The following is a 13,852-nucleotide window of genomic DNA, read 5'->3' on the forward strand; positions in this document are numbered from 1 at the left end:
TGACGTACTCCGGGCCACTCTCCGCGTTCCCGCAGCGGCTTCAGTTCGAGTCAGGGACGACGAGAAAGCACTCGGTCTCCGAACCCGAAAAAGAGGCGGCGACGGGGTGCCTCTGGAGTGAGTCGTCGGGGCGGGGCGTCCCGATTTCAGTCCCACTCCGTGTCAGCATACGGCAGGGTGTGGGAATATTACTCGGGCGGTAAACACGACCACGCGGGTGCCCGTTACAGTGGGTGAGGCCGCTTACTATGTGCGTAATAATTGCGCTTCCAGCGAATCGGACAGTCGATGGACGGACCGAGAGACCGACGACACAGTCATTGATCCACGAGTGAAGTCGAACTCGTCGGTCGATTACCCCCTCGACGTGGGCGCGCACCCGACTCGACGCACGGTTCGAGTTCCTCACCGATCCCGTCGAAACGTCCCGTCCGCAGGTCAACGCGAAGCAGTGCGAGCGCCCGCCGAGAAACGAGAGACTATTTCGGAGCGAGCGGTGTAGGGCGCGGTATGAGCGCTCCCGTGGTCTGTTTCCGGTGTGGTGACCGCTACGACGACGAAACGCGGGTTCGATGTGCGTGCGGTGAACCGCTCTGGTTCGACACCCCCCGTACCGAGTTCACTTGGGAGGACTGTCCAGATATCGAGGGAATGTGGCGCTACGAACCGCTGCTTCCGATCGACCGGCCCGAGGGGGTCGCCCGCGCCGCAGGGGGGACACCGCTCGTCAGAAGCAGCGGCCTCGATGACGCCGCCGGGTGTCGCGTGTACGTCAAAGACGAGAGCGAGAACCCGACCGGGGCGTACAAGGACCGCGGCAGTGCCGTCGCGGTCCCGTACGCCATCGAGGCGGGCAACGACGTCGTCGGCACGATCTCGTACGGGAATATGGGGATCAGCACGGCCGCCCACGCGACCAGTCTCGACCGGGAGTGTCTCGTGTTGGTACCAGAGGAGATCCCATCCGGTCGCTTGGAACTGATCGCACAGTACGAGCCGACGATCGTGCAAGTCAGCGGCGACTACGGGGCCCTGTACTCGGACGGCCTGTCTCTGTCCGAGTCGCTTCCGATATCGATTCTCGTCAGCGACGACCCCGCCCGCATCAGCGGGTACAAGACGGTCGTCTTCGAGATCTACGAGTCGCTTGCGCCCGAGACGCCCGACGCGCTCGCGCTGCCAGCGAGTTCCGGTGGGTTCGCGTCGGGCGTCTGGCGCGGGCTGTGTGACCTCAAGGCGCTCGGGCTGCTCGAAGAGCTCCCCCGGTTGTATCTCGTCCAGACCGCCGCCGCCGATCCGATAACGCGAGCCTTCGAATCGGGTGCGGCGGAACCGACGGCGCTCTCACCCGACGAGACGGGAGAGACGATCGCGCACTCGATCGGAAATCCGGACCCGCCGAGCGGCGCTCGGGCGCTCGCGGCGGTCCGTGACACCGGCGGGGCCGTCGTGTCGGTCTCCGATGCGGAGATACGGACCGCCAAGCGGCAGTTCGCCGTCGATGGGGGGTTCTGCGTTGAACCCGCGGCGGCGACCCCGCTGGCGGGCCTCACACGGCTGTCAGAGCGCGGTGAGATCGCGTCCGACGAGCGGGTCGTAGTCGTGCCGACCGGGACGGGGTTCAAAGAGCTCGGGGTCGGAGACGTGTCGATCAGCACCGAGCGGACGAGCCGAGCGGACCTGCCAGAACTGCTCGAATCGCTTCTCGACGTGAACTGAGACGCCGGCTGCACCGCAGATCTCGACCCATCTCGCCGGCCTTTCACTCGCGTAGTGGAGATGACCCCACCTGCCGGAATGTCCCCGGGAGTTCAGGAACAGACAACTGACTGAGAACTCCAGTAGTGGTTTCAAAGAACGAGTCGCTTTCGGGAGTTACGCGTCGTCGGGCCGGGGCGCGTTTTCGTATTTGACCATCTTCTCGGGCTTGTCGGAAATCGTCTCGTAGATCCGCTGGAGCGTCTCCTCCGCGGCGAGTAGGTTGTGCTCTTCGAGGAACACTCGACCCTCCTCTGTGAGGCCGTAGAACTTCCAAGGATATCCCTGCCGGCGTTCGTCGTCGTCGAGAGATACCTGTTTCACGATGCCGGCGTCGATCAGCTTCTGGACGTGTTTGTAGACGGTAGCGGCGCTGACGCTGGGATTGAGTTCCTCGAGTTCGTACATCGAGGGCAGTTGTTTGGGGTGCTGGAGGATGTTGGTGATCAGCGCGAACCGCGTCTGTTGCGTCGCGAAGTGGACGAGTTCGCGGGTCTCCGCTCCCTCACCGGATCCCAGATCCGTGCTCATACTCCACGATATACACCCGAGCGGCAAGTAGTTTACTCAAGAGTAAACTACTCTATGGTAAACAGCACTGATTGACTCGGTGATTTACTTCATAATCCCTATCACACGGTGCTGAGAGAAAGCGTGTATGTCCGACGAAGAGTCGCCCGTCCCCGAGGAGATCCTCACGAGTGCGAAGGAGCGACTCGACGCGGAGGAGATCTCACTGGCGGACAACGAAGAGATACTCCACGCCCTAACCGAGTTGACACCGGTGTACGAGAACGACCGGTCCTACTTCGTGCTCGGGAACTACGACCGGGAGCCGATCCGTCGGTTGAATCTGGTGATCGACCGCCTCAACCGTCGGCAGGACGCCTACGCCTTCCGTATGGTCGATATCCACGGGGAGTGGGACAACAGCATCCAGAAGTTCTGTCTGATCGCCGACATCGTGACCCATCTCGTCGGCGTCGCCGAGAAGGAGCCGAGCGACTTCCTCGTCGAGCAGGGACTCCTCGTCGGTACGACGGAGTACTTCTCGAAGAGTCACGTCCTCAAACGGGAGTACGAGGACGAGAGCCACCCGTTTGGGTGGATGCAGGACGGGGTATTCGAGTTGTTCGAGCGAGCGGACCGGCTGTACCGGTGGCAGACCGAGGAGGAACTCGTCGAAACGACAGAAGAACTCCCGTGACGGCGAATAGTGCCTGTTTAGTTGGGGAGTGAACGCTTCGAGACCGGGTTGCGAGAAGGTCCCCGAAAGTCCCCCGAGACGGCAACTCCCTCCAAACCCACTACCAGCGACTTGCCGGTCTGTCACCGCATAACTAAACGTGGCGCGCAAAGAGACACCGGAATCGCTGATCCGACTCAGTATCCACATCATACGGCAGTATTATCATATTTATATACTAGTCGATTATCTGATTTTTTTATCATCCAATGGGAACTACCCTGAGAGAACAGGTGTTGCAGGAATTTCAAGCGAGATGACGTCGCAGTCGGTGCGTCGCTTATCGGTGCTGCATATCGATAACAAGCTCGAATCTCGAAGAAAATCGCTGAGTCCATTACACCATCGATGAAAGCCGAAACGCCCTCAAATATATTTAATTAGATATTACGGCATACTGTCCGCTTTAGATTTATTTCTGCTACCGCTTCTGAACCAATTAAACTATGCGCAAACATCGCATTCGCGTTGACCACGGAACCTAGACAGACCCCCAGGGCGAGCTCCACTATTCTATCAGACGTACAGTTGTTATTTTCTGGCCAAGTCGCACACGAAATTGCGACCAGGAATAAATCTGGGTGCCGGAAAATGATCTATCAGAGAACAGAAGACGGGGTTCTTTGTGCATAATTTACTCTGAGAGCACAGTCTAAATCGGGCCGAAGAGAATGCTCAAAGAACAGATGACGAAGGGGGTATTGGTTCTTCTTCGGTACGATAACCCGATTTGCAGAGCACTATAGTGAGTTGGTACCCGGTCAGAAAAGGCTCGAGACAGAGTGACTACCGGTTCGCCCTCTGTCGGCTAACGCCGACCGGACTATCGCTTGATTGCAAGCGAGTTCGTACTTTCGGTACGCGCCGTTGGCCCGTCCTTCGTTGTGAGTAGTGTACGCTACGAGGCCAGTGTCAACCAGCTCGTTCAGCCGTTTTTGAATACGACGTTTACTTCGAGGGTTCGCCTCAATCTCGGGTGCCTTTTCGAGTATAGATACGTATTCATTGTATACGGAGGCAGTCTTCGCAGGAAGGTCTCCTGCAGAGCTAAGTTCGATTAACGTGAACAGCACCAATTGGCTCTGTCCGTCGAGGTGGTCGAGGTGCTCGTCGACTTCTTCGCGCTCGATCTCTTCCTTAGCTGTTTGCACGTGCCGGCCCCGGACTCGGTCCGCGCGTTCATCACTCGCTATGGCGGCACCCTCACGAAGCAATCGGAGGGTGTACTGAGCGTCCCCGTTGCGTTCTGTCCCATAGGCGGCACAGAGAGGGACAGTCTCCGGCGCGACACGCTGACCTGACAACGACGTCTCGATCCATTCTTTGAGCAAACTCCGGAGCTCATCGGTCGTGTACTGGGGGAATTTCACTACTGACTGGGCCGGCCACACGTCCTCAGTAAACCGGTTCGATATCTCCATATCTCTGCGATCGCGACGACGCCCATGTTATTCCAACGGGCCAAGTCCCCAAGTTCGTCAACGCTTTCGAGTTCGTCAATGCCGTCGAGCACCAGTACTGTCGGCTCTGACCGTGATTGGATTTCTTCTTCGAGCGTCGTCCGAACACGGGCGAACGCGTATCCCGTCTCCGAGAGGGCATTCTCATCGGACCGAAACTCGTTGACTGCTCGAACGAGCGTCCGATAGAGCGTTCCCGCAGACGCACAGTCGATGAGTATCGTGTTGAAGTCCCTGCAGTCTCCGATCTCGTCGAGTCCGCGTCGGACAAGGGTCATCTTTCCGGAACCCTCAGGCCCGACCGCGACGGTAACTTCATCTCCACCGTCGACGGCCCGTCGTAATACCGTTTTCAGCTCCTCGTACTCCTGCTCCCGTTCGATAGCAGCATCCACCTCTTGGCCGGGAAATCCACGTCGTCTTCTGTAAATATTAGTGTTGGCGTCAAACAGAGACATAGGCCAGTGTACGTCAGTATGTCTCAAAAAACCACCGCGTCACCGGAAGGATCTCGCTGCGCCCAAAATTAATGGCCTCCGGGAGAGACGGATCCGTATGAAACGAGACCCCACCGTGGATACAATTGTAAAACTCGCGGAGAATCTCGGAATGAGCGTTACCCCTTCGGAAGCAGAGGACTACGCACACCTGATCGAGACGACACTCGCAGATTACGACGTCATCCGAGAGATGTCCGAGCCGGCGGTTTCACCGGAGGAGCAACGGTATGCCCGCTCTGACTCAGGCCGCCGCCCTGACGAGGGCGAGGACCCCTACAATGCGTGGATTTCACGGACGAAGGTGGCTGGCGCCGACGACGGACTGCTCGCGGACGCTCGTGTCGGTCTCAAGGACAACATCGCCCTCGCGGGGGTGGAAATGACGTGCGGATCGACCCTCTTGGAGGGGTACGTACCAAGCGTAACCGCGACGGTCGTTCACCGTCTTCTCGACGAGGGGGCGACGATCGTCGGAAAGAACAATATGGATAGTTTCGGATTCTCGTCGTCTGGTGACCTCTCCGATTTCGGTGCGGTTCGCAACCCCGCCGACGAGTCGTATCTCGCCGGCGGCTCCTCGGGGGGCTGTGCGGCTGCCCTGGCATCGGACGAGATCGAAATCGCACTGGGCTGCGATCAGGGTGGGTCAATCTGCGTTCCAGCGGCCAACTGCGGAGTCGTCGGCCTCCGCCCGACGACGGGTCTAGTTCCCTACACTGGCATTTTCCCCGTCGAACGGACGATCGACCACGTCGGCCCGATGGCACAGCGCGTCGCTGACGTCGCGGTCACGCTCGAGGCGATCGCCGGGCGTGACGGATTGGACTCCCGCCAGCCCGCCGATCTCGAGCCGGAAGGGTACACCGAGGCGCTCGGAAGGGATATCTCAGGACTGACTGTCGCTCTTCTCGAGGAAGGGTTCGATCACCCAGAGAGCAGGGCGGCAGTGACTGACGCCGTCGACTCGGCCGTCGGACGATTGGCGGATCTCGGGGTCGAAGTGAAGCGAGTTTCTGTGCCGATTCACAACCGTGCCCCGGCTGTCGCGTGGCTGATCTGGGGGTACGGAAGTCTGCAAGTATTCAAGCAGGCCGGACAGGTCCCACAACACGACGGCTGGTACGACACCGATTTCAAGCGCATCTTCTCGAAGTGCCGGGCCGCTGCGGGAGACACGCTCTCGCCGATGGTCAAGGCGACGCTCCTGGCGATGGAATACATCGACCAACGACATACCGCCCTCTACGGGAAGGCCAAGAACGTCAGCCGAACCATCACACGGCGGTACGATGACGTCCTCGCCGAGGCGGATGCAATCGTGATGCCAACCACACCGGGAAAGCCTCTGGGAGTGGATCCAGAACTGAACCAGATCGAGCGGATCATCCGAACGTTCCCGCCGAACAAGAACACGTGTCCGTTCGCGATCACCGGTCACCCAACTCTCTCGGTTCCCTGTGGTACGGTCGATGGGCTTCCGATCGGAATGATGTTGGTCGGATCGCGGTTCGATGAATCGACGATCCTCTCGATCGGGGACGCATACGAGCGGCACAGTTCGTAGTGTCACACCGCTCTAACCCCCTGGGAAACTTTTAACAACCTGAACAGTAGCACATTATCAATAGATGGCACAGATAGAACTCGACGGAATAACCAAGCGATACGACGATCTAGAGGCCGTGAGCGGTCTCTCTACGACCGTAAAAGACGGAGAACTCCTCTGTCTGCTCGGCCCGAGCGGCTGTGGAAAGTCCACAACGCTTCGGATGATTGGCGGCCTCGAGATGCCAACGGAGGGAACGATCAAACTCGACGACGAAGACATCACCGACGTCCCGCCGTACAATCGGGACACCTCGATCGTCTTTCAAAACTGGGAGCTGTTTCCACACAAATCCGTCCGAGAGAACGTGGCGTTCGGGCTCAAAATGCGTGACGTCGACGCTGACGAGCGACACGAAACGGCCGAGGAGCTGCTCGAAAGGGTCGAAATGGGTGGATACGGTTCGTACGATCCGACCGACCTCTCAGGCGGCCAGAAGCAGCGGGTCGCCCTCGCACGATCGCTGGCTGTCGATCCATCGGTTCTCCTCCTAGACGAACCGCTCTCGAACTTGGACAAGCGACTGCGAGAGCAGATGGAGATTCACCTCAAGCAGATCCACGAGGAGTTCGACAAGACGTTCATTTACGTCACCCACAACCAAGACGAGGCTTTCACTCTCGCAGATCGGATCGGAATTATGAACGACGGCCAACTCGTCCAAGTGGGAGATCCGATGGACGTGTATCAGAACCCGACAAACCGTTTCACAGAGGAGTTCCTCGGCGATACGAACTTCATCGAGGGCAAGGTCTCGGATTCCAGCGACCAACCGGTGGTAAAGACAGGATTCGGCGCTTCGATTCCGCTTTCGAAGAACGCGGGTGTCGATTCCGGTGACACGATCGACCTCTCGCTCCGCCCGGAATTCCTGGCGCTCTCGTCGCCGGACGATCAGCAGTCGACGGTGACGACAGACGGTGGCCACGCTGTCACCGGAACGGTCGAAGACGTCCTGTATCAGGGATCGACCATTCGGTACTCGGTGTCGGTTTCGGGGGAGCCCCTCTTCGTCGAACGACACGTCGGTGATCGTCTCGAACTCTCCACGGGAGACACCGTCCAACTTCAGTGGGACACCGATGACGTACTGCTGTTCCGCGAAGACGGAACGAAACTCGACGTGTAAAATATCGTTCCCGATATGCTGCTATGACATTCGAATCCACCACCGTCGACGACCTTTACGAGATAGCAAACCGACTGGGCCTCGACATCTCGACGACCGATATGGATTATTATCGGACCGTCGTTGAGGAGTCACTTTCCGAACTCGAACGCGTGCAAGAGTTGGAACCGCCATCGCTCCGCCCGACCCAGCGTCAGTACAGGACCGAGCGGGAGGGGAATCGACCGGACGAGAGCGAAAACCCGCACAACGCGTGGATCACGCGGTGTGACGTGGGAGCCGACACCAGTGGAGCCCTCGATGGGACCACGGTTGGACTGAAAGACAGCATCGCGCTCGCCGGCGTCGAGATGACGTGCGGATCACGGCTGCTCGAAGGGTACGTACCCGAATCTGACGCAACCGTCGTGAGTCGGCTGCTCGCGGCCGGTGCCCGAATCACAGGCAAGTGCAATATGGAGAATTTCGCATTCTCCGCGTCGAGTGACACCTCAGATTTCGGGGCTGTCACAAATCCCGCGGCCCCCGCCCGCATCGCTGGCGGGTCCTCGAGCGGCAGCGCAGCCGCTGTCGCTGCCGGGGACGTCGATGTCGCACTCGGTTGTGACCAAGGCGCTTCGGTTCGTGTACCCGCGTCCTGTTGTGGGATCGTCGGGCTGGACCCGACGACAGGGCTGGTCCCGTACACCGGGATCTTTCCGATGGACCCGACGATAGACAGTGTGGGGCCGATGGCCCGGACCGTCCACGGCGTCGCCGAGGTCCTAGAAGTAATCGCGGGGGTGGACGGACTCGACCCCAGACAGGGGCCAGCCGTGCAGACAGCCGACTACACCGCCGCAGTAGCCGACGACATTCAAGACTTGGAGATCGGCGTCCTACAAGAGGGATTCGAGGGCCCTGATGCCGACGACCGCGTCCTGGAGACAACCCGAGATGCACTCGATACCTACGAGCGGCTCGGTGCCAACACGACGCCAGTTTCGGTCCCGCTTCACGACGATGCCGTCTCAGTAGGCTTCACAATCTGGGCCTACGGCGCCCTCAAAGTCTTTAGGAACGGAGGCCAAGGCGTGCATCTCGATGGGTGGTACGACACAGATCTGATGGCGGCGTTCGCCGAGCGTCGCGACACACGGACCGATGGCCTCTCTGAGGAAGGGAAAGCCACGCTGTTAGCGATGGAGCACCTCGCCAACCGTTATGGGGGCGCCACGTACGGACGGGCTCAGAACCTCCGATACCGACTTCGTCGCGAACTCGACGACCTGTTCTCCACGGTCGACGTCCTAGCGCTGCCGACGATGCCAGTCCTCCCGTTCGAAATCGAAGACGATCTTGCGGATACAGAGCGCACCAGTCGGACGATCACGCTCTGTCGAAACACTGCAACGTCGTCACTCACGAACCACCCGTCAATTTCCGTTCCGTACGGGTCAGTCGACGGTGTTCCGGTCGGCCTGTTGCTCATCGCGGACCACTATGACGAACAGACATTGTTGGCTACTGCGAACGCCTTACTCGAAACGACCACCGAGGCACCACACCGTGAGCCGCTATGACGGATTGGCACCCAAAGATATTTCAAATATAAAGACATTCCACGGATTATGCGGGACGATAGCACGAACTCCAGACCGAAACGTACCGACGGATCGAGGAATCGACTTCATCGCCGGGATGTTCTCGCTGCGACGGCCGGGCTCTCGGCGACGGCGTTGGCAGGCTGTGCCGGTAGCGGACCGTCTCAGGATGGGGAGACCGAAGCTTCATCCGACGATACGACCGAGGCGTCGCAGGACTCGAGTGGCGGGACGACTGCGAACGGGGAATACCCCGACTACTCCGGCCAGACCCTCACCGTCGCGACGTGGGCTGGCATCTACGCGGAAGCGTTCGAGCAGTCCGTCGCACGACTGTTCGAAGAGCGCACCGGTGCGACCGTCGAAGTTGCGCCCGCAGGCGGGAGCATCCTGACCGAGATTCAGAGCGCGCCGGAGGACAACCCACCGTACGACGTCGCGGCCGCGGAAGGGTTCTTCTACTGGCAAGGTCGCAATGAGGGCCTCTTCCAGGAGATCGACACCGACAGAATCCCGAACCTAGACGACGTGTACCCGTATCTGAAGGACCTTCGCGGAACGAAGTACGGCGTGCCGACGGATGGATCGTTGGAAGGTATCGTCTACAACACCAACATCGGTTGGGAGCCGACCGAGTGGACCGACCTCCTCTCAGACAAGCAGGGCACCGACAGGATCGGGTTCGAAGGCGCTTGGTACATCTATCCGATGGAGGTGGCGGCAGTTTCGCTCGACACCAAACCTGGAATCCAAGAGCTCTACGACGAGGGATCTCATCAGGCGGTTCTCGATCGGCTTCGCCAGTTTGGACAGAACGTTGAACTCTGGACCGGCTCCTTCGCTGAGATCGAAACAAGCCTCAAACAGGGAATCATCAATCTCTCGATGTGGTACTCCGGGATGGGCAACGCCGCAGCGGCCCAACAGGAACAACTCGGGTTCGCAACGCCCGAGCGGACCGCTGGCTACCTCGACCACTACTGCCCGGTTCGGGGATCCGAAAAGACGCAGATGGCTCACGACTTCCTCAACCACATGATCGACCCCGCCGTTCAGTCCGAGTGGGCCAAGACCGGCTACGTCTTCACAACCAACCAGGAGGCCACGTATCCGGAGCGGACACAAGGTCAGTATCCGAGCAGCAGTTCGGAGTGGGAAAAAATCAGTATCGCAGATTTCACACAGTTGAGCGAGTACTCCTCGATGTTCTCGAACGAGTTCCAAGAAATCAAGGGGTAACGTATGGCAGCTATCGAACAAACGGATACCCTATCCGCGCTGAAAACGGTTCGCGAGCGCGTATACCGTCCTGAGTTGCTAGTCGCACCGCTGGTCCTCTTCGAGCTGGCGTTCTTCGTCGTACCGCTGATTATGCTTGTTCGGGTTTCGCTCTTCGAACAAACGACTTCAGGGGCCTATGTCGCCGGCACGTTCACGTTAGCTAACTACCAAGAGGTGCTCTTCTCGCGCCACTTTCAGGAAATCTTGTTTTTCTCGTTCAAATTCGCGGTCCTGGTCACCGCTATCGCGACTGTGCTCAGCGTCTTCTTTGCGTACGCCATTTGGCGAGCCGACGGTATGCTGAAGAACGCGCTCCTCTTCATTGTCGTGGTGACGCTGTTGACGACGCTCGTGGTCCGGTTGTTCTCGATCCTGATCATCCTCTCACCGAACGGACCGTTCAACCAGCTACTGGTCGCGATACAGGTGTTGCGTGAACCTACCCTGCTCGTGACGAACCTCTTCGGCGCGACAGTCGGACAGGTGTACACGATCTTTCCTTACACAGTCCTCTCGATCTACAGCGTCCTTTCTATCCTGGATTGGACCAAGGTGGAGGCTGCCCGCGACCTCGGTGCGACCGAGATTGGATCGTTCCGAGAGGTCGTACTCCCGCAGATCACTTCGGGGATTCTCGTCGGTGCTGTGATCAGTTTCGCTTGGTCGTTCGGTGCCTACGCCGCGCCGTTCCTGCTCGGATCCTCCGGTCAGGACACGGCCGCGATGGAGGTGTATCGCCTGATGGTCACTCGGTTCAACTGGCCGCTGGCGACCGCGCTCTCGTTCGTCGTCCTCTTGGTCGTGCTTGCGTCAGTGAGCCTCCTGTTCTTCGTGACGGACGACAACTTGGGTGATGCCTATGGTGCGTAGACGAACAGTTCAGACCGCGGCGTTCCGACTGGGATATGGGACGATGTTCCTGTTGTTGGTCGCTCCGTTGGTCGTGCTGATTACGACCTCCTTCGCCGGCTCGACCTCGTTCCAATTCCCGCCGCAGGAGTTGAGTCTCCAGTGGTACGTCGAGTTCGCACAGAGCCAGACGTGGATCACCGCCGTCAAAAACAGCATCATCGTCGGTACGGGAACGATCATCCTCTCGACGACCCTTTCGCTTCTGGCTGCCTTCGGCGTCCGGCAGAGTGACGTTACGTGGGTCGCTCGACTGGTTCCGGTGACGTTAATGCCGCTCTTTTTGCCGCCGGTGGTACTCGGAGTGGCGTTGCTTTCGTTCTTCGGGAGCTACAATCTGCATCAGACCTACGGGAGTATTATTGTGGCCCACGCACTCTGGGCAACGCCGATTTCGTTCCTCATTATTCAGTCGGTGATGACTCAAGTAAACTGGGGACTACAGGACGCAGCACTCGATCTCGGCGCTTCGCCGCTTAAAACCAAATTTGAAGTCATCTTTCCGCAGATCAGACAGGGGCTCTTCGCGTCTGCGCTGATCGCGTTCATCATCAGCCTCCAAGAGTTCATTATGGCTCTCTTTCTGTCGGGCCAAGATACTCGGACTATCCCTGTTCTCGCCTGGACCGCTATCAGTCAGATGCTGGATCCGATCGTGAACGTGGTTTCGACGCTGCTCATCACGCTCGTCGTAGTCGCGCTCGTCCTATCTGCATTCTCGATCGGATTAAACCGCCTCGCACGGCAACTCTGAGGTTTTAGGTCGTCATTTTTTTATGTTGGCCGCGGTATCGAACGTGGGATAGTGGGTGAGACGACTGCTGCTCGGGAATTCTGTTTATGAGCCACGGATTCGACATATTATAAATATATTTCTAATTTAATATTATATTACATACCTATAGAATTGATATATTAAACATACTATAAATGCAGATTAGAATACATTACATCTATTACATCCCAATAGTACAAGTATACGTACTAATCTATTACATAATTTCTATGTGATATTTGAAATCGTATTTGTTTAGTTATTTAATAATGTTGAGTGTTATGCGACCGACGCGTTACTCGCGGACGGTGATCTGATCGGCCCCTTTCGGTACGACACAGAGAAACGACCCGCGGTCGTCGCCGTCGTTTCGGTACCAGTGTTCGACACCCGCGGGAATCAGGAGTGAATCACCCGCCGAAACCGTGTGGGTCTCCTCGTCGATTCCGACTTGGTATTCGCCCTCGACGACGAACTGTTCGTGTTCGACCTCGTTGGTGTGCCGCGGGACGCGTGCGCCCGGTGCGAGGACGAAACGCCGCATATTGAAGTTCGGCGTCCCGTCCTCGTCGCCCAGCAAGACGCCTTTCCGGAGGCCCTCGGCCAACTCGACGGTGTCGTATTCGACGTCCGAGGCCCGGCGGAGGATCGGTTTCGGGTCAGTAGTCGTCATCACTCGTTGATTCGTGGGCGACACCTTGGGTTTGTTCACTAGATCATCAGCCGGTGCCGTAAGCGACGAAGGCAGGTCTTCGGGGATGCCACACGAACGGCACGTGGTGCAGACAGGAAGTATATCCGAACCCGACCTGTCGCCTCAGGCGGAGGTTTATTTCAGTCGGTCACGACGCACCCGTATGACCGGGAACCTCGTCGGGGCCGACGAGACGCTCTTTCGGATCGTCGAGGCGATGGCCGGGGCCGATTCGATGGGCGTGACCGAAGTTGCGGCCGAACTCGACCTCACAAAGAGCACGGCGCACAGGCACTTACAGACGCTCGCGGCGCACGGGTACGCCGTCAACGACGGCGGAACGTACCGCCTGTCGCACCAGTGGTTCCACCTCGGCACCGACGTGAAGTCCCGCAACCCGTTCTACCTGGCGTCCCGGCGGGAACTCGTGGTCCTCGCGGAGCGAACGGGACAGACGGCCTGGGCGGCCATCGAGGAGATGGGCGGGCTGATGTTCGTCAACGGAACCGGGGCGCGTCCCACGCACAACCCCGACCTGCTCGTCGGCAACTGGTCTTCGATCACGGAGACGGCCGCGGGGAAGTCGATCCTCGCGGCCCTCCCCGAGGAGCGTGCGGCCGAGATCATCGAAAACGCGGACGAGGCCGAGAAATCCCCGGAGGACGTTCGAACCGAACTCGAATACGTCCGAAACCGCGGCTACGCGATCAACCTCGGCGAACGCATCTCGGGCATCTACGCAATCGGGATGGCCGCCGTCGTCGACGGCACCGTCTACGGGGCGATGTCGCTTTCGAGCCCGTCCGACGACCTGATAACGTCCGACCGCGAGAGCGCGTTGGACGCCCTCTCGGCGGCCGTCGAACGCGTCGAACGGAAGCTCGCCGAGAAGAATTGACCGAACGCGCCCG

At 58.9% G+C, this 13,852-nt stretch carries 13 protein-coding genes; 9 read left to right on the plus strand and 4 right to left on the minus strand.

Features of this window, described 5'->3' with window-relative positions; translation table 11 throughout:
- The first annotated feature begins 510 nt into the window (after positions 1–510).
- Entirely contained in the window at positions 511–1,719 is a 1,209-nt protein-coding gene (locus ACP99_RS06870; RefSeq protein WP_049985892.1) for a threonine synthase, read from the plus strand.
- 156 nt (positions 1,720–1,875) lie between these two features.
- On the opposite strand, the gene ACP99_RS06875 is transcribed toward ACP99_RS06870, so the two are convergent.
- A complete protein-coding gene (locus ACP99_RS06875) occupies positions 1,876–2,289 on the minus strand; it encodes a MarR family transcriptional regulator (protein ID WP_049985893.1) in 414 nt (137 codons plus the stop codon).
- A gap of 127 nt (positions 2,290–2,416) precedes the next feature.
- Between ACP99_RS06875 and ACP99_RS06880 the strand changes: the two genes are divergently transcribed.
- On the plus strand, positions 2,417–2,965 hold the full coding sequence (locus tag ACP99_RS06880) for a hypothetical protein (RefSeq protein WP_049985894.1): 549 nt from the start codon (positions 2,417–2,419) through the stop codon (positions 2,963–2,965).
- A gap of 800 nt (positions 2,966–3,765) precedes the next feature.
- Here ACP99_RS06880 and ACP99_RS06885 read toward each other — a convergent pair.
- Both ACP99_RS06885 and ACP99_RS06890 read right to left on the minus strand, forming a co-directional pair.
- Positions 3,766–4,425 carry a hypothetical protein gene (locus tag ACP99_RS06885; protein ID WP_081927224.1) on the minus strand — a complete coding sequence of 220 codons (660 nt, stop codon included), beginning with the start codon at positions 4,423–4,425 and terminating at the stop codon, positions 3,766–3,768.
- Positions 4,374–4,922, minus strand: coding sequence for an AAA family ATPase (locus ACP99_RS06890; protein ID WP_156105622.1), 549 nt, complete (start codon positions 4,920–4,922; stop codon positions 4,374–4,376). Before ACP99_RS06890 ends, ACP99_RS06885 begins: the two co-directional genes overlap by 52 nt.
- Here ACP99_RS06890 and ACP99_RS06895 point away from each other — a divergent pair.
- The 6 genes from ACP99_RS06895 (at position 4,900) to ACP99_RS06920 (ending at position 12,226) form a co-directional block, all read left to right on the plus strand.
- Complete coding sequence (locus ACP99_RS06895) at positions 4,900–6,528, plus strand: amidase (protein ID WP_156105623.1); 1,629 nt, start codon at positions 4,900–4,902, stop codon at positions 6,526–6,528. The genes ACP99_RS06890 and ACP99_RS06895 overlap by 23 nt on opposite strands.
- A gap of 64 nt (positions 6,529–6,592) precedes the next feature.
- Positions 6,593–7,699 carry an ABC transporter ATP-binding protein gene (locus ACP99_RS06900; protein WP_049985898.1) on the plus strand — a complete coding sequence of 369 codons (1,107 nt, stop codon included), beginning with the start codon at positions 6,593–6,595 and terminating at the stop codon, positions 7,697–7,699.
- Positions 7,700–7,722: 23 nt separating this feature from the next.
- A complete protein-coding gene (locus tag ACP99_RS06905; protein ID WP_049985899.1) occupies positions 7,723–9,261 on the plus strand; it encodes an amidase in 1,539 nt (512 codons plus the stop codon).
- A 48-nt stretch (positions 9,262–9,309) separates the two neighbouring features.
- Positions 9,310–10,521 carry an ABC transporter substrate-binding protein gene (locus ACP99_RS06910; RefSeq protein ID WP_049985900.1) on the plus strand — a complete coding sequence of 404 codons (1,212 nt, stop codon included), beginning with the start codon at positions 9,310–9,312 and terminating at the stop codon, positions 10,519–10,521.
- Between the two features lie 132 nt (positions 10,522–10,653).
- Positions 10,654–11,433: an ABC transporter permease gene (locus tag ACP99_RS20430; protein ID WP_331280761.1), complete on the plus strand. Its 780-nt coding sequence runs from the start codon at positions 10,654–10,656 to the stop codon at positions 11,431–11,433.
- A 43-nt stretch (positions 11,434–11,476) separates the two neighbouring features.
- Positions 11,477–12,226 (plus strand): ABC transporter permease, encoded by a 750-nt coding sequence (locus tag ACP99_RS06920; protein WP_049985902.1) that lies wholly within the window; start codon positions 11,477–11,479, stop codon positions 12,224–12,226.
- 316 nt (positions 12,227–12,542) lie between these two features.
- On the opposite strand, the gene ACP99_RS06925 is transcribed toward ACP99_RS06920, so the two are convergent.
- Positions 12,543–12,920 (minus strand): cupin domain-containing protein, encoded by a 378-nt coding sequence (locus ACP99_RS06925; protein WP_049985903.1) that lies wholly within the window; start codon positions 12,918–12,920, stop codon positions 12,543–12,545.
- A 184-nt stretch (positions 12,921–13,104) separates the two neighbouring features.
- Here ACP99_RS06925 and ACP99_RS06930 point away from each other — a divergent pair, with 184 nt between their 5' ends.
- Positions 13,105–13,839 (plus strand): IclR family transcriptional regulator, encoded by a 735-nt coding sequence (locus ACP99_RS06930; RefSeq protein WP_049985904.1) that lies wholly within the window; start codon positions 13,105–13,107, stop codon positions 13,837–13,839.
- Positions 13,840–13,852 lie beyond the last annotated feature (13 nt).

It is taken from the genome of Halobellus rufus (genome assembly GCF_000739575.1).
In the GTDB taxonomy this organism is placed as follows: domain Archaea; phylum Halobacteriota; class Halobacteria; order Halobacteriales; family Haloferacaceae; genus Haloquadratum; species Haloquadratum rufum.

Bases quoted from the DNA above. Each gene is read 5' to 3' on its own strand.
- ACP99_RS06905 (WP_049985899.1), top strand. From the start codon at position 7,723: ATGACATTCGAATCCACCACCGTCGACGACCTTTACGAGATAGCAAAC.
- ACP99_RS06930 (WP_049985904.1), top strand. From the start codon at position 13,105: ATGACCGGGAACCTCGTCGGGGCCGACGAGACGCTCTTTCGGATCGTC.
- ACP99_RS06885 (WP_081927224.1), bottom strand. From the start codon at position 4,425: ATGGAGATATCGAACCGGTTTACTGAGGACGTGTGGCCGGCCCAGTCA.
- ACP99_RS06900 (WP_049985898.1), top strand. From the start codon at position 6,593: ATGGCACAGATAGAACTCGACGGAATAACCAAGCGATACGACGATCTA.
- ACP99_RS06925 (WP_049985903.1), bottom strand. From the start codon at position 12,920: ATGACGACTACTGACCCGAAACCGATCCTCCGCCGGGCCTCGGACGTC.
- ACP99_RS06890 (WP_156105622.1), bottom strand. From the start codon at position 4,922: ATGTCTCTGTTTGACGCCAACACTAATATTTACAGAAGACGACGTGGA.
- ACP99_RS06870 (WP_049985892.1), top strand. From the start codon at position 511: ATGAGCGCTCCCGTGGTCTGTTTCCGGTGTGGTGACCGCTACGACGAC.
- ACP99_RS06910 (WP_049985900.1), top strand. From the start codon at position 9,310: ATGCGGGACGATAGCACGAACTCCAGACCGAAACGTACCGACGGATCG.
- ACP99_RS06875 (WP_049985893.1), bottom strand. From the start codon at position 2,289: ATGAGCACGGATCTGGGATCCGGTGAGGGAGCGGAGACCCGCGAACTC.
- ACP99_RS20430 (WP_331280761.1), top strand. From the start codon at position 10,654: ATGCTTGTTCGGGTTTCGCTCTTCGAACAAACGACTTCAGGGGCCTAT.
- ACP99_RS06880 (WP_049985894.1), top strand. From the start codon at position 2,417: ATGTCCGACGAAGAGTCGCCCGTCCCCGAGGAGATCCTCACGAGTGCG.
- ACP99_RS06920 (WP_049985902.1), top strand. From the start codon at position 11,477: ATGTTCCTGTTGTTGGTCGCTCCGTTGGTCGTGCTGATTACGACCTCC.